We start from the raw sequence: 21,247 nt of genomic DNA, 5'->3' as shown, positions 1-21,247 counted from the left end.
AGATGGTTATAAGAGACAGCGTATGCGCAGATTCGCGCTGCAGCGCCTGCAGCGAAACGCCAACCCGCAGCGTAACCTGCTCATGCGCCTCCAGCGCCTGCCACAGAGCCAGCTGCAGCACGTTATTCTCCACCATGTAGCCCAGCTCAGAGAGCGCCAGCTCCGCGGCGTCGAAGGAGACGTGAGCCGCTTCCCACTCCCAGGTCTCCAGCCGACGATACGGATGCACGCGCATCGCGCGTATCGTCTCCCAGACGCCGAGGCTTTTTAATAGCCCGACGGAAGAAGCGCCGATCGCCGAAATGCGCACGTCCGGCGGCTGGGTCGGGTCAAAAGCCGCCGGCGCGGCCTTCTCGATGACCGTTACCGTAAAACCGTGCTGTGCCAGCCCTAGCGCCAGGGCGCCGCCGACCATTCCACCGCCAATAATGGCGACATCCGTTGCGTGAGTTGTCATGGCAATTATCCTTAAAACCTCAATCCATTCAGTTTACCGGATTTTCAGGCGCCCTGCGGTGATTACGCTCGCGCTGGTCAGGGCACCCCCAAAGCATTACAATGTGCCCCCTGCAATCCTGGCTATACTCGTCGTTTTTCAAATTGCAGGTGCCCTGGCTGCACCCGCTCGCCCCAGTCGCATAGCGACCTATGATGCTGGGACCTCCCGGGCCTGCCGCCTGCAATTCGAAATTCATAGAGCGTCTGTACCCGTCATTTTGGATATCTATAATTGAGCATGAGCATGTCGATGACAAAAAAACTCCATATTAAAACCTGGGGCTGTCAGATGAACGAATACGATTCATCAAAGATGGCCGATCTGCTGGATGCCACGCACGGGTATCAGCTCACTGAAATCGCGGAAGAAGCGGACGTCCTGCTGCTCAATACCTGCTCAATCCGCGAGAAGGCCCAGGAAAAAGTCTTCCACCAGCTGGGCCGCTGGAAATTACTGAAAGAAAAAAATCCCAACCTGATTATCGGCGTCGGCGGCTGCGTCGCCTCGCAGGAGGGCAAGCTCATCCGTCAGCGCGCCCACTATGTCGATATTATTTTTGGTCCGCAGACGCTCCATCGTCTGCCGGAAATGATTAACTCGGTGCGCGGCAACCGCCGGCCGGTGGTTGACGTCAGCTTCCCGGAGATCGAAAAGTTTGACCGCCTGCCAGAACCCCGCGCCGACGGGCCAACCGCGTTCGTCTCGATTATGGAAGGCTGCAACAAATACTGTACCTACTGCGTGGTGCCCTATACCCGCGGTGAAGAGGTCAGCCGTCCTTCTGACGATATCCTGTTCGAGATTGCCCAGCTGGCGGCTCAGGGCGTCCGCGAGGTCAACCTGCTGGGGCAGAACGTTAACGCCTGGCGCGGCGAAAACTACGACGGCACCACCGGCAGCTTTGCCGATCTGCTGCGTCTGGTGGCGGCGATCGACGGGATCGACCGCATTCGCTTCACCACCAGCCACCCGATCGAATTTACCGATGATATTATCGACGTCTACCGCGACACTCCGGAGCTGGTAAGCTTCCTGCATCTGCCGGTACAGAGCGGCTCTGACCGCGTGCTGAACCTGATGGGGCGCACCCACACGGCGCTGGAATATAAAGGCATCGTGCGCAAGCTGTACGAAGCGCGGCCAAATATCCAGATAAGCTCCGACTTTATCGTCGGCTTCCCCGGTGAAACCAACGACGATTTCGAGAAGACCATGAAGCTGATTGCCGACGTGAATCTTGACGTCAGCTACAGCTTTGTCTTCTCCGCGCGTCCGGGCACGCCGGCGGCGGATATGGTCGACGACGTCCCGGAAAAAGATAAAAAACAGCGCCTCTATATTCTGCAGGAGCGCATCAACCAGCAGGCGATGGCCTGGAGCCGCCGGATGCTCGGCACCACCCAGCGTATTCTGGTCGAAGGCACCTCCCGCAAGAGCATTATGGAGCTCACCGGGCGCACCGAAAATAACCGGGTCGTCAACTTCGAAGGGACGCCGGATATGGTCGGCAAGTTTGTCGACGTCGAGATCGTCGACGTCTATACCAACTCGCTGCGCGGAAAAATCGTGCGTACCGAAGAGGAGATGGGCCTGCGCATTGTGGAATCACCGCAATCGGTTATCGCGCGGACCCGCAAAGAAAACGATTCGGGCGCCACGCTTTATCAGCCTTAATCCGTTCAGGCCTGCCGGCTCCGGCAGGCCTTGTATTTCCTCTCCCGGACCCAATATTCATAGCAATGCTTGCGCCATATTCCCGTGACGTGAATAATTTCCTTACCCGCCGGGGTATCGCCTGCAAGATGGCGGCTATACCCGTTTATCTCCCGGCAAAACGCAGATAAGAGGAACAGCTTGAACACAGAAACTCGCGAAATCACCCTGGAACCAGCGGACAACGCACGCCTGCTTGGGCTGTGCGGCCCGTTTGACGACAACATCAAACAGCTTGAGCGCCGGTTGGGCATCGAAATCAACCGCCGTGACAACCACTTTAAGCTGACCGGACGCCCAATATGCGTCAACGCGGCGGCGGATATTCTGCGCAGCCTGTACGTCGATACCGCCCCCATGCGCGGGCAGATTAACGATATCGAGCCGGAGCAGATTCACCTTGCCATCAAAGAGGCCCGCGTGCTCGAGCAGAGCGCCGAGAGCGTCCCGGAGTACGGCAAGGCCATTAATATCAAGACCAAGCGCGGCGTGATTAAGCCCCGCACGCCAAACCAGGCGCAGTACGTCGCCAACATCCTCGACCACGATATCACCTTCGGGGTCGGCCCTGCCGGCACCGGGAAAACCTATCTGGCGGTTGCCGCCGCGGTCGATGCCCTGGAGCGTCAGGACGTGCGCCGTATTCTGCTGACCCGCCCCGCCGTTGAGGCCGGAGAGAAGCTGGGCTTCCTGCCGGGGGATCTGAGCCAGAAGGTCGATCCCTACCTGCGCCCGCTGTACGACGCGCTGTTCGAAATGATGGGCTTTGAGAAAGTTGAGAAGCTGATCGAGCGCAACGTGATTGAAGTCGCGCCGCTGGCCTATATGCGCGGCCGTACGCTGAACGACGCCTTTATCATTCTCGATGAGAGCCAGAACACCACCATCGAGCAGATGAAGATGTTCCTGACCCGTATCGGCTTTAACTCTAAAGCGGTGATTACCGGCGACGTCACCCAGATTGACCTGCCGCGCAGCACCAAATCTGGCCTGCGTCACGCTATCGAAGTGCTGGCGGAAGTCGATGAAATCAGCTTCAACTTCTTCAATAGTGAAGACGTCGTGCGCCACCCGGTGGTGGCCCGCATCGTTAACGCCTATGAGGCGTGGGAAGAGGCGGATCAAAAACGTAAAGCAGAACTGGCCGCCGAGCGCAAACGCGAAGCCCAGGAACAGGAGCAAAAATGAGTCAGGTTATTCTCGATTTACAGCTGGCTTGCGAAGAGAACGGCGGGCTGCCGGATGAAGCGCAGTTTCAGCGCTGGCTGGATGCCGTGATCCCTCAGTTCCAGGAAGAGTCGGAAGTGACCGTTCGCCTGGTAGACGAAGCCGAGAGCCACGAGCTAAATCTGACCTATCGCGGCAAGGATAAGCCGACTAACGTGCTGTCGTTCCCCTTCGAAGCGCCACCGGGCATCGAGCTGCCGCTGCTCGGCGATTTGATCATCTGCCGCCAGGTGGTTGAGCAGGAAGCGAAAGAGCAGGAAAAACCGCTGGAAGCGCACTGGGCGCATATGGTGATTCACGGCAGTCTGCACCTGCTGGGCTATGACCATATCGTTGATGAAGAAGCGGAAGAGATGGAAAGCCTTGAAACAGAGATAATGCTTGCTCTGGGCTATGAGGATCCGTACATTGCCGAGAAGGAATAACCTGCCGCCGGCTTTGCCGGCGACTGGCCGCTATGCCGGGCGCTGAGTATACGCGCGACGGGCGACGATTTAACTAACATGAGAACCCACACGACGCCATGAGCGACGACAACTCACACAGTAGTGACACAGTAAACAGCAAAAAGGGATTCTTCTCCCTGTTACTCAGCCAGCTCTTTCACGGAGAACCCAAAAACCGTGATGAACTGCTGGCGCTGATCCGTGATTCCGGGCAAAACGACCTTATCGACGAAGATACGCGCGATATGCTCGAAGGGGTAATGGATATCGCCGACCAGCGCGTCCGCGATATTATGATCCCCCGCTCGCAGATGATTACCCTGAAACGCAACCAGACCCTGGACGAGTGCCTCGATGTCATCATCGAATCCGCCCACTCGCGTTTCCCGGTGATCAGCGAAGACAAAGATCACATCGAAGGGATTCTGATGGCCAAAGATCTGCTGCCGTTTATGCGCAGCAATTCCGAAGCCTTCAGCATGGAACAAGTGTTACGCCCGGCGGTTGTCGTGCCTGAAAGCAAGCGGGTTGACCGCATGCTGAAAGAGTTCCGCTCCCAGCGTTATCATATGGCTATCGTTATCGATGAGTTTGGCGGCGTCTCCGGTCTGGTGACCATTGAAGACATCCTTGAGCTTATCGTCGGTGAAATCGAAGACGAATACGATGAAGAAGAAGATATCGATTTTCGTCAGCTGAGCCGCCACACCTGGACGGTCCGCGCGCTGGCCTCGATTGAAGACTTCAACGAAGCCTACGGCACCCACTTCAGCGATGAAGAGGTTGATACCATTGGCGGGCTGGTGATGCAGGCCTTTGGCCATCTGCCGGCTCGCGGCGAGTCTATCGACATTGATGGTTACCAATTCAAGGTCGCAATGGCCGATAGCCGACGTATTATCCAGGTACATGTCAAACTTCCTGACGACGCGCCGCAGCCGAAGCTGGAAGACTAAGAGCCTGACTCAGTAGGCGTCATTGTTGCCGCCAGTTTGGGCACGGACAGCGCGCAAGAACCGGAGCGTACAGGTAGTACGTGAGGATCTGAGCACTGCCCAGGCGCAAACTGGCAAATAAAATAGTCTAATGAGCCTGGCTCTAATTTAACGGGACGATTAACCTAAATGGTATTTGCCTCTCTTCTCGAACGCCAGCGCGTACGTCTGCTGCTGGCGCTATTATTCGGAGCCAGCGGAACGCTGGCTTTTTCTCCTTATGACATCTGGCCCGCGGCGATTATTTCGCTCATCGGCCTGCAGGGCTTAACCCTTAACCGTCGTCCTTTGCAGAGCGCCTGGATTGGTTTCTTCTGGGGCATGGGGCTGTTCGGTTCGGGGATCAACTGGGTTTACGTCAGCATCGCGCAGTTTGGCGGCATGCCTGGCCCGGTCAACGTATTCCTCGTGGTGCTGCTGGCGGCGTACATGTCGCTGTACACCGGGCTGTTTGGTGGTCTGCTCTCCCGCCTGTGGCCTAAAACCAGCTGGCTGCGCGTCGCCATCGCCGCGCCCGTAGTCTGGCAAATCACCGAGTTTCTGCGCGGCTGGGTGCTGACCGGCTTCCCGTGGCTGCAGTTCGGCTACAGCCAGATTGACGGCCCGCTGAAGGGCTTGGCCCCGATCGTGGGCGTTGAGGCGATTAACTTCCTGCTGATGGTCGTCAGCGGTCTGCTGGCGCTGGCCGCCGTCGAGCGTCGCTGGAAACCGCTGATTATCGCCGCGGTGCTCTTCGCCCTGCCCTTCCCGCTGCGCTACATTCAGTGGTATCAGCTGCTGCCCGAGCGCGCGACCGAAGTGTCGCTGGTGCAGGGGGATATTCCGCAGGCCCTGAAGTGGGATGAAAAGCAGCTGTTCAACACGCTGAAGACCTATATGGATCTGACCCAGCCGCATATGGGCTCATCCCAGCTGATTATCTGGCCCGAATCCGCCATTCCGGATCTGGAGATCAATCAGCAGAATTTCCTCACCATGATGGATGACCTGCTGCGGTCGAAAAACAGTTCGCTGGTCACCGGCATCGTCGATGCCCGACTGAACAAGCAGAACCGATACGATACCTACAACACCATCATTACGCTGGGCAAGGATAACCCTTACAGCTACGACTCCACGGATCGCTATAACAAGAACCATCTGGTTCCGTTTGGCGAATTTGTGCCGCTGGAATCGATTCTGCGCCCGCTGGCACCGTTCTTCGATCTGCCGATGTCCTCCTTTAGCCGCGGCCCGTACGTTCAGCCGCAGCTGGTGGCGCATAACCTGAAGCTAACGGCCGCTATCTGCTACGAGATAATCCTCGGTGAGCAGGTGCGCGATAATTTCCGCCCGGATACCGACTTCCTGCTGACCATCTCCAACGACGCCTGGTTTGGCAAGTCGATAGGCCCGTGGCAGCACTTCCAGATGGCGCGCATGCGCGCGCTGGAGCTGGCGCGTCCGCTGCTGCGCAGCACCAATAACGGCATTACCGCCGTCATTGGCCCGCGGGGTGAAATTCAAGACATGATCCCGCAGTTCACCCGCGCCGTGCTCACCACTAAGGTCACTCCGACGACGGGCCTGACGCCGTACGCCCGCACCGGCAACTGGCCGCTGTGGGCGCTGACCGCGCTGTTTGGCTTTGGCGCCCTGCTGATGAGCCTGCGTCAGCGCCGCCGCTAATCCCTGCTTAGCGGATACTCTCCGCCTGCCCCGGTGATGCCCGTCACCGGGGAATTCTCCCTTCCCGCCCAATCTGGCACGCTCATTGCTTAATATACTTACGTCGCGCCGCTATGGCTGCTGGTACAACCGGGTTGCACCACAGGCAGACCTGCCGCGCGCTATTTTGGTGCAATGAGCGATTTTTGCCTTTAAATGGTGCGGAGCACTTCGCAAAAATAAACAATATCACAGCAAAATCTTTACATTAAGCCAAACTAAATGCTAACAAACACATACAAACGCTGCACTTAAAGGCGGCAGCGATAATAAAGCTCACACACAATCACAATGGGCATCAATGGCGTCCCTGGCGCTGCGGATAAGGAGTTGGATATGCAATTACGTAAACTGGCCACAGCAATGCTGGTCATGGGTATGACCGCCGGCCTGGCGCACGCGGAAGATGCCGCACCGGCTACAGGCCAGAGCACTCTGGATAAAATTGCCAAAAACGGCGTGATCGTGGTTGGCCATCGTGAATCATCCGTGCCGTTCTCCTACTACGATAACCAGCAGAAGGTCGTCGGCTACTCGCAGGATTACTCCAACGCCATCGTCGATGCTATCAAGAAGAAGCTGAACAAGCCTGACCTGCAGGTAAAACTGATTCCGGTCACCTCGCAGAACCGTATTCCGCTGCTGCAAAACGGCACCTACGATTTCGAATGCGGCTCCACCACCAACAACCTGGAGCGGCAGAAACAGGCGGCTTTCTCTGACACCATTTTTGTCGTCGGCACCCGCCTGCTGGCGAAAAAGGGCGGCGCGATCAAAGATTTTGCTGACCTGAAAGATAAAGCCGTGGTGGTGACTTCCGGGACCACCTCAGAAATTCTGCTGCACAAGCTGAACGACGAGAAAAAAATGAATATGCGCATCATCAGCGCTAAAGATCACGGCGACTCCTTCCGTACTCTGGAAAGCGGCCGCGCGGTGGCCTTTATGATGGATGACGCCCTGCTGGCCGGCGAACGTGCCAAGGCCAAGAAGCCGGATAACTGGGAAATTATCGGCACGCCGCAGTCCAAAGAGGCCTACGGCTGCATGCTGCGTAAAGATGACCCGCAGTTCAAAACCCTGGTAGACGACACCGTTGCCAAGGCGCAGACCTCTGGCGAAGCGGCAAAATGGTTCGACAAGTGGTTCAAGAACCCAATCCCGCCGAAGAACCTGAATATGAACTTCGAACTCTCTGAAGATATGAAGGCGCTGTTCAAATCACCAAATGACAAAGCTCTTAACTAATTAAAACAACAAGGGGCGGGAAATCCTGCCCTCCCGATTGTTGTCACAGCACGGACAGACTATACGGCGGCTGGTCGTTCCCCAGCCGCCGCGAACACCGAAGTACGCTGGGCAAGGATCTTCGAGGGTAGCGCTGCTACCCTTTTTTTTCCAGGAGTCATTTATGTCAATAGACTGGAACTGGGGGATATTCCTGCAACAGGCCCCGTTCGGCAACACCACCTATCTGGGCTGGCTATGGAGCGGCTTTCAGGTCACCGTCGCCCTGTCGGTTACCGCCTGGATCATCGCTTTTTTCGTCGGCTCGCTATTCGGTATTTTACGTACCGCCCCAAATCGACTGCTATCCGGCATCGGCACCTGCTACGTCGAACTGTTCCGTAACGTTCCGCTGATCGTGCAGTTCTTTACCTGGTACCTGGTGGTGCCGGAACTGCTGCCGGAAAATATCGGCATGTGGTTTAAATCCGAGCTGGATCCCAATATTCAGTTCTTTATCTCCTCCATGCTCTGCCTCGGGCTGTTTACCGCCGCACGCGTGTGTGAGCAGGTGCGAGCGGCGATCCAGTCGCTGCCGCGCGGGCAGAAAAACGCCGGGCTGGCAATGGGTCTCACCCTGCCGCAAACCTACCGCTACGTTCTGCTGCCCAACGCCTATCGGGTTATCGTCCCGCCGATGACGTCGGAAATGATGAACCTGGTAAAAAACTCGGCCATCGCCTCCACCATCGGGCTGGCGGACATGGCGGCGCAGGCGGGCAAGCTGCTGGACTACTCCGCCCACGCCTGGGAGTCGTTTACCGCCATTACCCTCGCCTATGTGTTCATTAACGCGGTGATTATGCTGATTATGTATGTGGTTGAGCGCAAAGTTCGCCTGCCGGGCAATTTGGGGGGCAAATAGCTATGTATGATTTTGACTGGAGTTCTATCGTTCCATCCATGCCGTATCTGCTGGCGGGACTGGTTATCACCCTGAAAATCACCGTTATCGCCATCGTTATCGGTATCGTCTGGGGCACCCTGCTGGCGGTCATGCGTCTATCGAGCTTTTTACCGCTGGCGTGGTTTGCCAAAACCTACGTTAACGTCTTCCGCTCCATCCCGCTGGTGATGGTGCTGCTGTGGTTTTATCTGATTGTTCCCGGCTTTTTACAGAACGTGCTTGGCCTGTCGCCGAAGACCGATATCCGGCTTATCTCGGCCATGATTGCGTTCTCCATGTTTGAAGCCGCGTACTATTCGGAAATTATCCGCGCCGGCATCCAGAGTATCTCCCGCGGCCAGTCCAGCGCCGCGCTGGCGCTGGGGATGACCCACTGGCAGTCGATGAAGCTGATTATCCTGCCGCAGGCCTTTCGCGCGATGGTGCCGCTGCTGTTAACCCAGGGGATCGTCCTGTTCCAGGATACCTCGCTGGTCTATGTTCTGAGCCTGGCAGATTTCTTCCGCACCGCGTCCACGATCGGCGAGCGTGACGGAACCCAGGTCGAAATGATCCTGTTCGCAGGTGCCGTTTATTTTGCAATTAGTCTCAGCGCATCGCTGTTGGTCAGCTGGTTGAAGAAAAGGACTGTGTAATGATTACCCTGAAAAACGTTTCAAAATGGTATGGTCACTTTCAGGTGCTGACCGACTGCTCCACGGAAGTGAAAAAAGGCGAAGTGGTGGTGGTTTGCGGGCCGTCCGGTTCGGGAAAATCCACGCTGATTAAAACCGTTAACGGCCTGGAGCCGATTCAACAGGGCGAGATAACCGTTGACGGCACTCAGGTGAACGATAAAAAGACCAACCTCGCGAAGCTGCGCTCACGCGTCGGGATGGTATTCCAGCACTTTGAGCTGTTTCCGCATCTGTCGATTATCGACAACCTGACGCTGGCGCAGGTCAAAGTGCTCAACCGCGATAAAGCCGCTTCCCGCGCCAAAGGCCTGAAGCTGCTGGAGCGCGTGGGGCTTTCCGCCCATGCGGAAAAATACCCGGCGCAGCTTTCAGGCGGCCAGCAGCAGCGCGTCGCCATCGCCCGCGCGCTGTGCATGGATCCGATTGCCATGCTGTTTGACGAACCAACGTCGGCGCTGGATCCGGAGATGATCAACGAAGTGCTGGACGTCATGGTCGAACTGGCAAACGAAGGCATGACCATGATGGTCGTCACCCACGAAATGGGCTTCGCGCGCAAGGTGGCCAACCGGGTTATCTTTATGGATGAAGGGAAGATCGTCGAAGATGCTGACAAGGAAGCATTTTTCGCCAACCCGCAGTCCGAGCGCGCCAAGGACTTCCTCGCCAAAATCCTCCACTAACGGTCAGGCGCGCACGGGCTCTCGTGCGCGCTGTTTACGGCGATACTCAACGCGGAATATCAAGGTTCAAACGGCCGGCGCTGGAACTGATCGTGGCCGCACTTCGGGCAGCGCGGCAGCACGTCCGGGGTGTAAACCGCCAGATGGTGGTGACACTTCTCGCACACCAGATTGCCCAGCCCAACCACCTCACCGCTCTGGTACACGCCGTGGTGATTCAGGTCCTGAAACACCTCGCGCCACTCAAGCTGGGTTTTATCGGTAATATCGGCCAGCTCCTGCCACAGGCTCTCCTTTATAACCCGCATAAATACGCTGTCCGTTAGCTCATCATGGCTCTCTTCATAGCTGCGGGCGAACTCTTCCAGATCGCGCCTTACCGCCTTAGTCAGCGTCTCAACTTCGCGATGCGTTAACTCACCGGACTGGCTGATTCTCACCCGCGCCTGCTCCACCAGCGCGTCTATATCACGCTCTCCACTGCGTAACCGTTCGCTGAGCGTTGACACCAGCTCGCGGTAGAATTGAGCAACCTTGTTCATCATTTCGCCTCCTGTGTGGTTAACTTATTCTAATAATAGACGTTATCTGCCGGTTGCTTTGCCATTCAGGCCACAGAGTCGCTAAATATTCTGCGCCGCTTTTGCCGATGTTAATGTGCGAAAGGCTGTTTTGACGTGGGCGTTTGGGCTATGCTATGCCGATCTGAAATAACACATCCATTGGCTACATTTGTAGCTGTATTGAAAACAGGACCACTGGCTGCCATGCAAGAGCAATACCGCCCGGAAGAGATAGAATCGAAAGTCCAGCTTCACTGGGACGATAATCGTACATTTGAAGTCACTGAAGACGAGAGCAAAGAGAAGTACTACTGCCTGTCGATGCTACCTTATCCTTCTGGCCGACTACACATGGGCCACGTGCGTAACTACACCATCGGCGATGTGATTGCCCGCTACCAGCGTATGCTCGGTAAAAACGTCCTGCAGCCCATCGGCTGGGATGCGTTCGGCCTGCCTGCAGAAGGCGCGGCGGTAAAAAACAATACGGCGCCGGCGCCGTGGACCTATGACAACATCGCCTACATGAAAAACCAGCTGAAAAAGCTGGGCTTCGGCTACGACTGGAGCCGTGAAGTGGCGACCTGCACCCCGGAATACTACCGCTGGGAGCAGAAGTTCTTCACCGAACTGTATAAAAAAGGCCTGGTATATAAGAAAACCTCCGCGGTGAACTGGTGCCCTAACGACCAGACCGTGCTCGCCAACGAACAGGTTATCGACGGCTGCTGCTGGCGCTGCGATACCAAAGTTGAGCGTAAAGAGATCCCGCAGTGGTTTATCAAAATTACCGCCTACGCCGACGAGCTGCTAAGAGATCTGGATAATCTGGATCACTGGCCGGATACCGTCAAGACCATGCAGCGCAACTGGATCGGCCGTTCTGAAGGGGTCGAAATATCCTTCAACGTTAACGACTACGCCGACAAGCTGACCGTCTACACCACGCGTCCTGATACCTTTATGGGCTGCTCCTACCTGGCCGTAGCCGCGGGCCACCCGCTGGCGCAGCAGGCGGCAGCCAATAACCCGGCGCTGGCTGCGTTTATCGACGAATGCCGCAACACCAAAGTCGCAGAAGCTGAAATGGCGACGATGGAGAAAAAAGGCGTCGATACCGGCTTTAAAGCCATTCACCCGCTGACCGGCGAAGCTATTCCGGTATGGGCGGCCAACTTCGTGCTGATGGAGTACGGTACCGGCGCGGTGATGGCGGTTCCGGGCCACGACCAGCGCGACTATGAGTTTGCCACAAAATATGGTTTGCCGATAAAACGTGTAATCAAATCGCCATTACAGATTGGTTATGAAGATGTATTAAGTAGAGGTTTAGAGTCAGCTAAACATCCAGGGGACTTCGAACCGCTAACTTCAGAACAACGTGCAGAATTCATGCGCTTACTAAGCGACGAGATCGCACAACCTTATTTTGAGAAAGACGGTGTTTGCTGCAACTCAGGTGAATTCGATAACCTCGACTTCAAAGCAGCCTTCGTTGCTATTACTAATAAACTGGTCGAAAAAGGCGTCGGCGAGCGTAAGGTGAACTACCGTCTGCGCGACTGGGGCGTATCCCGTCAGCGCTACTGGGGCGCACCGATCCCAATGGTCACCCTGGAAGACGGCACGGTCATGCCGACCCCGGAAGATCAGCTGCCGGTTATCCTGCCTGAAGACGTGGTCATGGACGGCATCACCAGCCCGATTAAGGCCGACCCTGAGTGGGCTAAAACCACCGTCAACGGCCAGCCTGCTCTGCGTGAAACCGATACCTTTGATACCTTTATGGAATCCTCCTGGTACTACGCGCGCTACACCTGCCCGCAGTACGACCAGGGCATGCTGGATCCGCAAGCGGCGAACTACTGGCTGCCGGTTGATATCTATATCGGCGGCATCGAACACGCGATCATGCACCTGCTGTACTTCCGCTTCTTCCACAAGCTGATGCGCGACGCGGGTATGGTTAACTCTGACGAGCCGGCTAAGCAGCTGCTGTGTCAGGGGATGGTTCTGGCGGACGCGTTCTACTACGTCGGCGAAAACGGCGAGCGTAACTGGGTCTCCCCGGTTGATGCCACCGTCGAGCGCGACGAGAAAGGCCGTATCGTTAAGGCCTTCGATCCGCAGGGCCGCGAGCTGGTGTATACCGGCATGAGCAAAATGTCCAAGTCGAAGAACAACGGCATCGACCCGCAGGTGATGGTTGAGCGCTACGGCGCGGATACCGTGCGTCTGTTCATGATGTTCGCCTCTCCGGCAGATATGACTCTCGAATGGCAGGAGTCCGGCGTTGAAGGGGCGAACCGCTTCCTCAAGCGCGTCTGGAAGCTGGTCTACGAGCACACGACTCAGGGCCCGGCCATTGCCCTCGACGCTGCCAGCCTGAGCGAAGATCAGCAGGCGCTGCGCCGCGACGTGCACAAAACTATCGCGAAAGTGACCGATGATATCGGCCGTCGTCAGACCTTCAACACCGCCATCGCGGCGATCATGGAGCTGATGAACAAGCTGGCGAAAGCGCCGCAGGAAGGCGAGCAGGATCGCGCGCTGATGCGTGAAGCGCTGCTGGCGGTGGTGCGTATGCTCAACCCGTTCACCCCGCACGCGAGCTTCACCTTATGGCAGGAGCTGGGCGGCGAAGGCGATATCGACAGCGCACCGTGGCCGGTCGCCGACGAGAGCGCCATGGTTGAAAATACTACCCTGGTCGTCGTCCAGGTTAATGGTAAGGTTCGTGGTAAAATTACCGTACCGGTCGATGCCACCGAAGATCAGGTCCGCGCCCGCGCGGGTCAGGAACATCTGGTCGCGAAGTATCTCGACGGCGTCACCGTACGTAAAGTGATCTACGTTCCGGGCAAACTGCTCAATCTGGTCGTTGGCTAAGCGCAGGAGGAAGCGTGCGATATCTGGCAACATTGTTGTTATCTCTGGCGGTGTTAATCACCGCCGGATGCGGTTGGCACCTGCGCAGTACTACCCAGGTCCCAACCGCAATGAAAACCATGATCTTCCAGTCGGGCGATCCGAACGGGCCGCTGAGCCGTTCGGTGCGTAACCAGCTGCGCCTGAACGGGGTTGAACTGATCGATGGCAGCACGCTGCGTAAGGATGTTCCTTCTCTGCGTCTGGAATCATCGTCTATTCAGAAAGATACGGCCTCCATTTTCCAGGACGGACGTACCGCTGAGTACCAGATGGTGATGACGGTTCACGCCAGCGTGCTGATCCCGGGTCATGATATCTATCCGATCACGACGAAAGTCTACCGCTCGTTCTTCGATAACCCGCAGGCGGCGTTAGCGAAGGATGCCGAGCAGGATATGATTATCCAGGAGATGTACGACAAAGCGGCAGAGCAGCTGATTCGTAAGCTGCCGAGCGTTCACGTTGCGGATGTCGAAGCCACCAAAGGCGAGGAGAAGCCGGTCACCACGACCTCCTCCACCTCCGGCACTCGCGTCGCCACCACGCTGGGTAACTGATGATTCGGTTGTACCCGGAACAGCTCCGCGCGCAGCTCAATGAAGGGCTGCGCGCGGCCTATTTACTGCTGGGTAGCGATCCTCTGCTGCTGCAGGAAAGTCAGGATGCGATTCGCGAAGCCGCTGCCGTTCAGGGCTTTATTGAACACCATACCGCGACGATTGATGCCGGCACCGACTGGCACGCTCTCTTCTCGCTGAGTCAGGCAATGAGCCTGTTCTCCAGCCGCCAAACGCTGCTCCTGATCCTGCCTGAAAATGGCCCCAATGCGGCCATTAACGAACAGCTGGCAGCCCTTATCGGCATGCTGCATGACGATTTGCTGCTGATTGTGCGCGGCAATAAGTTGACCAAAGCGCAGGAGAACGCCGCGTGGGTCACCGCCCTCGCCAGCCGTGCGGTGCAGGTAAGCTGCCAGACGCCGGAATATGCCCAGCTGCCGCGCTGGCTCGCCGCGCGCGCTAAGCACAGCAGCCTGCAGCTTGACGACGCGGCCAGCCAGCTGCTGTGCTACTGCTACGAAGGCAACCTGCTGGCGCTATCTCAGGCGCTGGAACGGCTGTCACTGCTGTGGCCGGACGGCAAGCTCACGCTGCCGCGCGTGGAGCAGGCGGTTAACGATGCCGCCCACTTTACGCCGTATCACTGGGTCGATGCGCTGCTGGCGGGCAAAAGCAAGCGCGTGCTGCATATTCTGCAGCAGCTGCGCCTCGAGGGGAGCGAGCCCGCGATCCTCCTGCGCACGCTGCAGCGAGAGCTGCTGCTGCTGGTGAACCTGAAGCGCCAGTCGGCCCATACGCCGCTGCGCTCGCTGTTCGATAAGCATCGCGTGTGGCAAAACCGCCGGCCGCTGTTAACCGACGCGCTCACTCGCCTCGGCGGCGATCAGCTGCGTCAGGCCGTTACCCTGCTTACCCGAGCGGAGCTCACCTTCAAGCAGGACTACGGAACCAGCATCTGGCCCGAATTAGAGAGCCTTTCTTTACTGCTCTGCCACAAAGCGCTGGCGGACGTGTTTATCGATGGTTGATATGACTCAGCTGCAGGCCATGTACGGAGGCACCTTCGATCCGGTGCATTACGGTCACCTCAAACCGGTCGAAATTCTGGCGAATCAGATAGGCCTGGGGAAAGTGATCATCGTTCCTAACAACGTGCCGCCGCATCGTCCCCAGCCCGAGGCAACCAGCGCCCAGCGCTGGCATATGCTCGAACTGGCTATTGCTGATAAGCCGCTGTTCGTGCTCGACGATCGCGAGCTGCAGCGCCAGACGCCGTCCTGGTCGGCGCAAACGCTGCAGGAGTGGCGCCAGGAGCAGGGGCCAAAGCCGTCGCTGTCATTTATCATCGGCCAGGACTCTTTGCTCACCTTCCCCACCTGGCACAACTACGCCAGCATTCTGGATAACGTGCACCTGATCGTCTGCCGGCGTCCGGGCTATCCGCTGGTGATGCAGCGCCCGGAGGACCAGCAGTGGCTCGATAAGCATTTAACCCACGATGTCGAGCAGCTGCGCCGCCGCCCCGCCGGGGCTATCTATCTGGCGGAAACGCCGTGGTTTGATATTTCGGCCACCCTCATTCGCCAGCGCCTTGAACGCGGCGAATCCTGTGCCGATATGCTGCCGGCGGCCGTCCTGGACTACATTCATCAGCAAAAGCTTTATTGCTAATCCTCGGCGCCGCCGGGTAATTTAGCGTCTCACCTTTCGGCTCAGTGAGGATAATCATGAAACTATGGTTAGTTCGTCATGGCGAAACCCAGGCTAACGCAGCCGGTCTGTACAGCGGACGCGCCCCCACTCCCCTCACCGAACGCGGCGAGGCCCAGGCCCTCCGGCTTGGTCAGCAGCTGCAGGCGGTGGCGTTTGACCGCGTTCTTTGCAGCGAGCTCGAGCGCACCCAGCGCACCGCCGACCTGCTGCTGGGCGAGCGGGCGATCCCCCGCGAGCTTATCCCCGATCTCAACGAGATGTTCTTCGGCGACTGGGAAATGCGCCACCATCGGGATTTGCAGCATGAAGATGCGGAAAACTATGCCGCCTGGTGCGCGGACTGGCAGCACGCGGCGCCCACCAACGGCGAAAGTTTTCAGAATTTTGCCCGGCGGGTCGCGGCATTTCGCGAGGCGCTGGCGCAGTATCAGCATCTTGACCATCTGCTCATCGTCGGCCATCAGGGAGCGCTTAGCCTGTTAACCGCCCTGCTGCTGGAGATGCCGGCGGCGGCGATGTGGCGTTTCCCCATCGAGCACGGCGCGTGGTGCATGCTCGATCTGCACGCAGATTTCGCCACGCTGCGGGTACTAAATAGCCGGGCCGTCTGGCGAGCGGAAGAAGAATTCAGTCCAGACCATTGACAGGTCGGAGCAGGCTGCTATTCTCCGCAGCCTGAAGGTATCCGCCATACGGATGTTTTACAAAAATGGCGATGCAATCAGCGGCGATGGATGGGATGATAGCCGCCTCCAACGCCGGTTGGCAGACATTTATCCCGACTTTTTTATGAGTTCAGGTATACTGCCGGGCTGTTTATTATTTTCACTCTTCACTCACCCAGGGGGAACTCTTGCAGGGTAAAGCACTCCAGGATTTTGTTATCGACAAAATTGATGACCTGAAAGGTCAGGACATCGTAGCCATTGACGTTCATGGCAAATCCAGCATTACAGATTGCATGATTATCTGCACCGGCACGTCTACGCGCCACGTAATGTCCATCGCCGACCACGTGGTACAAGAGTCTCGCGCCGCCGGCATGCTGCCGCTGGGCGTAGAAGGTGAAAGCGCCGCCGACTGGATTGTTGTCGATCTTGGCGACGTCATGGTTCACGTCATGCAGGAAGAGAGCCGTCGTCTTTACGAGCTGGAAAAACTCTGGAGTTAATGCGTGAAGCTGCAGCTGGTGGCCGTTGGCACCAAAATGCCGGACTGGGTTCAGACCGGCTTTAGTGAGTATCTGCGTCGTTTTCCAAAAGATATGCCGTTCGAGCTGTTGGAAATCCCCGCCGGTAAGCGTGGTAAAAATGCCGATATCAAGCGTATCCTCGAAAAAGAAGGGGAGATGATGCTGGCAGCCGCGGGTAAAAACCGCATCGTGACCCTGGATATTCCGGGGAAACCCTGGGATACGCCGCAGGTAGCGCGTGAGCTGGAGCGCTGGAAGCAAGATGGCCGCGACGTCAGCCTGCTGATCGGCGGCCCCGAGGGGCTTTCTCCGGCGTGTAAAGCCGCGGCGGAACAGAGCTGGTCGCTCTCCACCCTGACCTTGCCTCACCCGCTGGTACGCGTACTGGTTGCGGAGAGCCTGTATCGGGCGTGGAGCATTACAACCAACCACCCTTACCACCGTGAATAATGATGACCAGGGTAGACTAAGCAGCGAATGAAATTACAGAATTCTTTCCGCGACTATACGGCTGAATCCTCGCTGTTTGTGCGCCGGGCGCTGGTCGCTTTTTTGGGGATTTTGCTGCTTTCCGGCATACTGGTTGCCAATCTTTATAACGTGCAGATAGTCCGCTACACGGACTACCAGACGCGCTCGAACGAAAACCGCATCAAGCTGGTTCCCATCCCGCCAAGCCGCGGCATTATCTATGACCGTAACGGCACGCCGCTGGCGCTGAACCGCACCATCTATCAGCTGGAAATGATGCCGGAGAAGGTCGATAACGTGCAGCAGACGCTGGACGCGCTGCGTGACGTCATTGACCTCACGGATGATGATATTGCCGGTTTTAAAAAGGAACGCTCGCGTTCCCACCGCTTCACCTCCATTCCGGTCAAGGTTAACCTGACCGAAGTGCAGGTTGCCCGCTTCGCGGTCAATCAGTATCGCTTTCCCGGCGTCGAAGTGAAAGGCTATAAGCGCCGCTATTACCCCTACAACTCCGCCCTCACCCACGTTATCGGCTATGTCTCAAAAATTAACGATAAAGACGTCGATCGCCTGGATAAAGAGGGCAAGCTGGCTAACTACGCTTCAACCCACGATATCGGCAAGCTGGGTATCGAACGCTACTATGAAGACGTCCTGCACGGGCAGACCGGCTACGAAGAGGTCGAGGTCAACAACCGCGGCCGCGTCATTCGTCAGCTCAAAGAGGTGCCGCCGCAGGCCGGGCGCGATATCTATTTAACCCTCGATCTTAAGCTGCAGCAGTATATTGAAACGCTGCTGGCCGGCAGCCGCGCCGCGGTGGTGGTCACCGATCCGCGCACCGGCAGCGTTCTGGCGCTGGTTTCCACCCCGAGCTACGATCCGAACCTGTTCGTGGACGGGATCTCCAGCAAGGACTACTCCGGGCTGCTCAACGATCCGAATACGCCGCTGGTCAACCGCGCCACGCAGGGGGTCTACCCTCCGGCCTCGACGGTGAAACCTTACGTTGCCGTCTCGGCGCTGAGCGCCAACGTCATCACCCGCAATACCAGCCTGTTCGATCCCGGCTGGTGGCAGCTGCCCGGTTCGGACAAACGCTATCGCGACTGGAAAAAATGGGGCCACGGGCACCTGAACGTGACCAAAGCGCTGGAAGAGTCTGCGGATACCTATTTCTATCAGGTTGCCTATGATATGGGCATCGACCGCCTGTCGGAATGGATGAATAAATTCGGCTACGGCCACTATACCGGCATCGATCTGTCAGAAGAGCGCTCCGGGAATATGCCCACTCGTGAATGGAAGCTGAAGCGCTTTAAAAAGCCCTGGTATCAGGGGGACACTATTCCGGTCGGTATCGGTCAGGGCTACTGGACCGCCACGCCGATTCAGATGAACAAGGCGCTGATGATCCTGATTAACGACGGCGTGGTAAAAGTGCCCCATCTACTGCAAAGCACCGTCGAAGACGGCAAGCAGGTACCCTGGGTTCAGCCGCACGAGCCGCCGGTGGGCGATATTCACTCCGGTTTCTGGGAGATAGCCAAAGACGGAATGTTCGGCGTGGCCAACCGTGGCAACGGTACCGCGCATAAGTACTTCGCCAGCGCGCCTTATAAAATCGCGGCGAAATCCGGTACGGCACAGGTATTCGGCCTGAAGGCCAATGAGACCTATAACGCGCACAGAATCGCCGAGCGCCTGCGTGACCACAAACTCATGACGGCGTTTGCTCCTTACAACAACCCCCAGGTTGCCGTGGCGATCATTCTCGAGAACGGCGGCGCAGGCCCGGCGGTCGGGACGATTATGCGCCAGATTCTCGATCACATAATGCTGGGCGATAACAATACGAATCTGCCGAGTGAAAATCCGGCGGTGACGGCGGGGGAGGATCAATAATGACCGATAATCCAAACAAAAGATCGCTATGGGATAAAATCCATCTCGATCCCACCATGGTGCTGATACTGCTGGCGCTGCTGACCTATAGCGCGCTGGTTATCTGGAGCGCAAGCGGCCAGGATATCGGGATGATGGAACGTAAAATTGGCCAAATCGCGATGGGTATCGTGATTATGATCGTCATGGCGCAAATCCCGCCGCGCGTGTATGAAGGCTGGGCGCCCTATCTCTATATCTTCTGTATTATTTTACTGGTGGCGGTGGATGCCTTCGGCGCTATCTCGAAAGGCGCCCAGCGCTGGCTGGATCTCGGCGTCGTCCGTTTCCAGCCCTCGGAAATTGCTAAAATCGCCGTTCCGCTGATGGTGGCGCGCTTTATTAACCGCGACGTCTGCCCGCCCTCGCTGAAAAATACCGCCATTGCGCTGGTGCTGATTTTCCTGCCGACTCTGCTGGTTGCGGCGCAGCCTGACCTTGGGACCTCAATCCTTATCGCCCTGTCCGGCCTGTTTGTGCTGTTCCTTTCCGGGCTGAGCTGGCGCCTGATCGGCGTAGCGGTGGTGCTGGTCGCCGCGTTTATCCCGATTCTGTGGTTCTTCCTGATGCACGACTACCAGCGTCAGCGCGTTATGATGCTGCTCGATCCGGAAACTGACCCGCTGGGCGCCGGCTATCACATAATCCAGTCTAAAATTGCTATTGGTTCCGGCGGACTGCGCGGGAAAGGCTGGCTACACGGCACCCAGTCGCAGCTGGAGTTTCTGCCGGAGCGCCATACCGACTTTATCTTCGCGGTGCTGGCCGAAGAGCTTGGGCTGATTGGCGTGCTGGTTCTGCTGGCGCTCTATATCCTGCTCATAATGCGCGGGCTGTGGATCGCCGCCCAGGCACAAACCACCTTTGGCCGGGTCATGGCCGGTGGTTTAATGTTGATTTTATTCGTTTATGTCTTCGTAAATATTGGTATGGTGAGTGGTATTTTGCCAGTGGTGGGGGTACCGTTGCCGCTGGTGAGCTACGGGGGCTCAGCCCTGATCGTATTGATGGCCGGGTTTGGTATCGTAATGTCGATCCACACCCACAGAAAAATGTTGTCGAAAAGCGTTTAAGGGGTTCGCAATGCGTAAGCAATGGCTGGGGATCTGCATAGCAGCAGGGCTGCTGGCGGCATGTTCGGGTGAAGACGTTCAACAAAAAACCGTCAGCACACCGCAGCCGGCGGTTTGTAATGGCCCAAGCGTAGAAATCAGCGGCGCCGATCCGCACTATGAAGCGCCGAATCCGACGGCAAATCAGGATTACGAACGCGACGGTAAAAGCTATAAAATCGTGCAGGACCCGTCTAATTTTACCCAGACTGGCCTGGCGGCGATTTATGACGCTGAGCCCAACAGCAACCTGACCGCATCCGGTGAGGCCTTCGATCCTACCCAGCTCACCGCCGCGCACCCTACGCTGCCGATCCCCAGCTACGCGCGTATTACCAACGTCGCAAACGGCCGCATGATCGTGGTGCGTATCAACGATCGCGGCCCGTACGGCAACGATCGCGTGATATCGCTTTCGCGCGCCTCCGCCGACCGGCTGAACACCTCGAATAATACCAAGGTGCGCATCGATCCTATTATCGTCGCGCAGGACGGCTCGCTCTCGGGTCCGGGAATGGCCTGTACCACCGTGGCGAAACAAACTTATGCCTTGCCGGCACGTCCGGATCTGGACGGCGGCAGCGGCGTCTCGACCGATCAGCCGCCGCAAACCGCCG

At 57.3% G+C, this 21,247-nt stretch carries 21 protein-coding genes; 19 read left to right on the top strand and 2 right to left on the bottom strand.

The window, feature by feature from the left end:
* A partial coding sequence (locus tag PFH44_RS14800) for an FAD-dependent oxidoreductase (RefSeq protein ID WP_283825356.1) occupies positions 1–457 on the bottom strand: 457 nt, incomplete at its 3' end.
* A gap of 291 nt (positions 458–748) precedes the next feature.
* On the opposite strand from PFH44_RS14800, the gene miaB reads away from it, so the two are divergent.
* The 9 genes from miaB to PFH44_RS14755 all read left to right on the top strand — a co-directional run bounded on the left by miaB (position 749) and on the right by PFH44_RS14755 (position 10,141).
* Entirely contained in the window at positions 749–2,173 is a 1,425-nt protein-coding gene (gene miaB, locus PFH44_RS14795) for a tRNA (N6-isopentenyl adenosine(37)-C2)-methylthiotransferase MiaB (RefSeq protein WP_041144595.1), read from the top strand.
* Between the two features lie 180 nt (positions 2,174–2,353).
* Positions 2,354–3,400 carry a PhoH family protein gene (locus tag PFH44_RS14790; protein ID WP_041144594.1) on the top strand — a complete coding sequence of 349 codons (1,047 nt, stop codon included), beginning with the start codon at positions 2,354–2,356 and terminating at the stop codon, positions 3,398–3,400.
* Positions 3,397–3,864 (top strand): rRNA maturation RNase YbeY, encoded by a 468-nt coding sequence (gene ybeY, locus PFH44_RS14785; protein WP_041144593.1) that lies wholly within the window; start codon positions 3,397–3,399, stop codon positions 3,862–3,864. Before PFH44_RS14790 ends, ybeY begins: the two co-directional genes overlap by 4 nt.
* 98 nt (positions 3,865–3,962) lie before the next feature.
* Positions 3,963–4,841, top strand: a complete 879-nt coding sequence (corC, locus tag PFH44_RS14780) for a CNNM family magnesium/cobalt transport protein CorC (RefSeq protein WP_041144592.1) — start codon at positions 3,963–3,965, stop codon at positions 4,839–4,841.
* Positions 4,842–5,009: 168 nt separating this feature from the next.
* Positions 5,010–6,548: an apolipoprotein N-acyltransferase gene (gene lnt / locus PFH44_RS14775; protein ID WP_045854471.1), complete on the top strand. Its 1,539-nt coding sequence runs from the start codon at positions 5,010–5,012 to the stop codon at positions 6,546–6,548.
* 375 nt (positions 6,549–6,923) lie between these two features.
* Positions 6,924–7,835, top strand: coding sequence for an amino acid ABC transporter substrate-binding protein (locus PFH44_RS14770; RefSeq protein ID WP_283825355.1), 912 nt, complete (start codon positions 6,924–6,926; stop codon positions 7,833–7,835).
* 163 nt (positions 7,836–7,998) lie between these two features.
* Complete coding sequence (locus PFH44_RS14765) at positions 7,999–8,739, top strand: amino acid ABC transporter permease (RefSeq protein WP_045854469.1); 741 nt, start codon at positions 7,999–8,001, stop codon at positions 8,737–8,739.
* Positions 8,740–8,741: 2 nt separating this feature from the next.
* The gene (gltK, locus tag PFH44_RS14760; RefSeq protein ID WP_041144588.1) at positions 8,742–9,416 is read left to right on the top strand and encodes a glutamate/aspartate ABC transporter permease GltK; all 675 of its coding nucleotides are present in this window, start codon (positions 8,742–8,744) and stop codon (positions 9,414–9,416) included.
* Positions 9,416–10,141 (top strand): amino acid ABC transporter ATP-binding protein, encoded by a 726-nt coding sequence (locus tag PFH44_RS14755; protein WP_045854468.1) that lies wholly within the window; start codon positions 9,416–9,418, stop codon positions 10,139–10,141. The genes gltK and PFH44_RS14755 overlap by 1 nt, the downstream gene beginning before the upstream one ends.
* Before the next feature lie 59 nt (positions 10,142–10,200).
* Here the strand turns inward: PFH44_RS14755 and PFH44_RS14750 are convergent, their stop codons facing one another.
* Positions 10,201–10,683, bottom strand: coding sequence for a zinc ribbon-containing protein (locus tag PFH44_RS14750; protein ID WP_041147547.1), 483 nt, complete (start codon positions 10,681–10,683; stop codon positions 10,201–10,203).
* Between the two features lie 225 nt (positions 10,684–10,908).
* Between PFH44_RS14750 and leuS the strand changes: the two genes are divergently transcribed.
* The 10 genes from leuS to rlpA all read left to right on the top strand — a co-directional run.
* Positions 10,909–13,593, top strand: a complete 2,685-nt coding sequence (gene leuS / locus PFH44_RS14745) for a leucine--tRNA ligase (RefSeq protein ID WP_283825353.1) — start codon at positions 10,909–10,911, stop codon at positions 13,591–13,593.
* Positions 13,594–13,607: 14 nt separating this feature from the next.
* Complete coding sequence (gene lptE, locus PFH44_RS14740) at positions 13,608–14,192, top strand: LPS assembly lipoprotein LptE (protein WP_283825352.1); 585 nt, start codon at positions 13,608–13,610, stop codon at positions 14,190–14,192.
* A complete protein-coding gene (holA, locus tag PFH44_RS14735) occupies positions 14,192–15,223 on the top strand; it encodes a DNA polymerase III subunit delta (protein ID WP_283825351.1) in 1,032 nt (343 codons plus the stop codon). Before lptE ends, holA begins: the two co-directional genes overlap by 1 nt.
* Positions 15,216–15,866: a nicotinate-nucleotide adenylyltransferase gene (nadD, locus tag PFH44_RS14730; RefSeq protein WP_045854464.1), complete on the top strand. Its 651-nt coding sequence runs from the start codon at positions 15,216–15,218 to the stop codon at positions 15,864–15,866. The genes holA and nadD overlap by 8 nt, the downstream gene beginning before the upstream one ends.
* A 56-nt stretch (positions 15,867–15,922) precedes the next feature.
* Positions 15,923–16,552: an adenosylcobalamin/alpha-ribazole phosphatase gene (locus PFH44_RS14725; protein WP_283825350.1), complete on the top strand. Its 630-nt coding sequence runs from the start codon at positions 15,923–15,925 to the stop codon at positions 16,550–16,552.
* 209 nt (positions 16,553–16,761) lie between these two features.
* Positions 16,762–17,079: a ribosome silencing factor gene (gene rsfS / locus PFH44_RS14720; protein WP_004859547.1), complete on the top strand. Its 318-nt coding sequence runs from the start codon at positions 16,762–16,764 to the stop codon at positions 17,077–17,079.
* A gap of 3 nt (positions 17,080–17,082) precedes the next feature.
* The gene (gene rlmH / locus PFH44_RS14715) at positions 17,083–17,550 is read left to right on the top strand and encodes a 23S rRNA (pseudouridine(1915)-N(3))-methyltransferase RlmH (RefSeq protein ID WP_041144581.1); all 468 of its coding nucleotides are present in this window, start codon (positions 17,083–17,085) and stop codon (positions 17,548–17,550) included.
* A 27-nt stretch (positions 17,551–17,577) separates the two neighbouring features.
* Positions 17,578–19,479 carry a peptidoglycan DD-transpeptidase MrdA gene (gene mrdA / locus PFH44_RS14710; protein ID WP_045854462.1) on the top strand — a complete coding sequence of 634 codons (1,902 nt, stop codon included), beginning with the start codon at positions 17,578–17,580 and terminating at the stop codon, positions 19,477–19,479.
* Entirely contained in the window at positions 19,479–20,591 is a 1,113-nt protein-coding gene (mrdB, locus tag PFH44_RS14705) for a peptidoglycan glycosyltransferase MrdB (RefSeq protein WP_045854461.1), read from the top strand. Before mrdA ends, mrdB begins: the two co-directional genes overlap by 1 nt.
* Positions 20,592–20,601: 10 nt before the next feature.
* Positions 20,602–21,247 (top strand): endolytic peptidoglycan transglycosylase RlpA (gene rlpA / locus PFH44_RS14700; RefSeq protein WP_283825349.1); only part of this gene is annotated, 646 nt, incomplete at its 3' end.

It is taken from the genome of Klebsiella sp. Ech2A (assembly GCF_030078455.1).
Taxonomy (GTDB): domain Bacteria; phylum Pseudomonadota; class Gammaproteobacteria; order Enterobacterales; family Enterobacteriaceae; genus Klebsiella; species Klebsiella terrigena.
Note: the sequence above shows the minus strand (reverse complement) of the source record. Positions and strands in the feature narration are given on the sequence as shown.

Bases quoted from the DNA above. Each gene is read 5' to 3' on its own strand.
- leuS (WP_283825353.1), top strand. From the start codon at position 10,909: ATGCAAGAGCAATACCGCCCGGAAGAGATAGAATCGAAAGTCCAGCTT.
- ybeY (WP_041144593.1), top strand. From the start codon at position 3,397: ATGAGTCAGGTTATTCTCGATTTACAGCTGGCTTGCGAAGAGAACGGC.
- holA (WP_283825351.1), top strand. From the start codon at position 14,192: ATGATTCGGTTGTACCCGGAACAGCTCCGCGCGCAGCTCAATGAAGGG.
- miaB (WP_041144595.1), top strand. From the start codon at position 749: ATGACAAAAAAACTCCATATTAAAACCTGGGGCTGTCAGATGAACGAA.
- PFH44_RS14765 (WP_045854469.1), top strand. From the start codon at position 7,999: ATGTCAATAGACTGGAACTGGGGGATATTCCTGCAACAGGCCCCGTTC.
- corC (WP_041144592.1), top strand. From the start codon at position 3,963: ATGAGCGACGACAACTCACACAGTAGTGACACAGTAAACAGCAAAAAG.
- lnt (WP_045854471.1), top strand. From the start codon at position 5,010: ATGGTATTTGCCTCTCTTCTCGAACGCCAGCGCGTACGTCTGCTGCTG.
- PFH44_RS14750 (WP_041147547.1), bottom strand. From the start codon at position 10,683: ATGAACAAGGTTGCTCAATTCTACCGCGAGCTGGTGTCAACGCTCAGC.
- PFH44_RS14755 (WP_045854468.1), top strand. From the start codon at position 9,416: ATGATTACCCTGAAAAACGTTTCAAAATGGTATGGTCACTTTCAGGTG.
- PFH44_RS14770 (WP_283825355.1), top strand. From the start codon at position 6,924: ATGCAATTACGTAAACTGGCCACAGCAATGCTGGTCATGGGTATGACC.
- mrdA (WP_045854462.1), top strand. From the start codon at position 17,578: ATGAAATTACAGAATTCTTTCCGCGACTATACGGCTGAATCCTCGCTG.
- PFH44_RS14725 (WP_283825350.1), top strand. From the start codon at position 15,923: ATGAAACTATGGTTAGTTCGTCATGGCGAAACCCAGGCTAACGCAGCC.
- nadD (WP_045854464.1), top strand. From the start codon at position 15,216: ATGGTTGATATGACTCAGCTGCAGGCCATGTACGGAGGCACCTTCGAT.
- mrdB (WP_045854461.1), top strand. From the start codon at position 19,479: ATGACCGATAATCCAAACAAAAGATCGCTATGGGATAAAATCCATCTC.
- gltK (WP_041144588.1), top strand. From the start codon at position 8,742: ATGTATGATTTTGACTGGAGTTCTATCGTTCCATCCATGCCGTATCTG.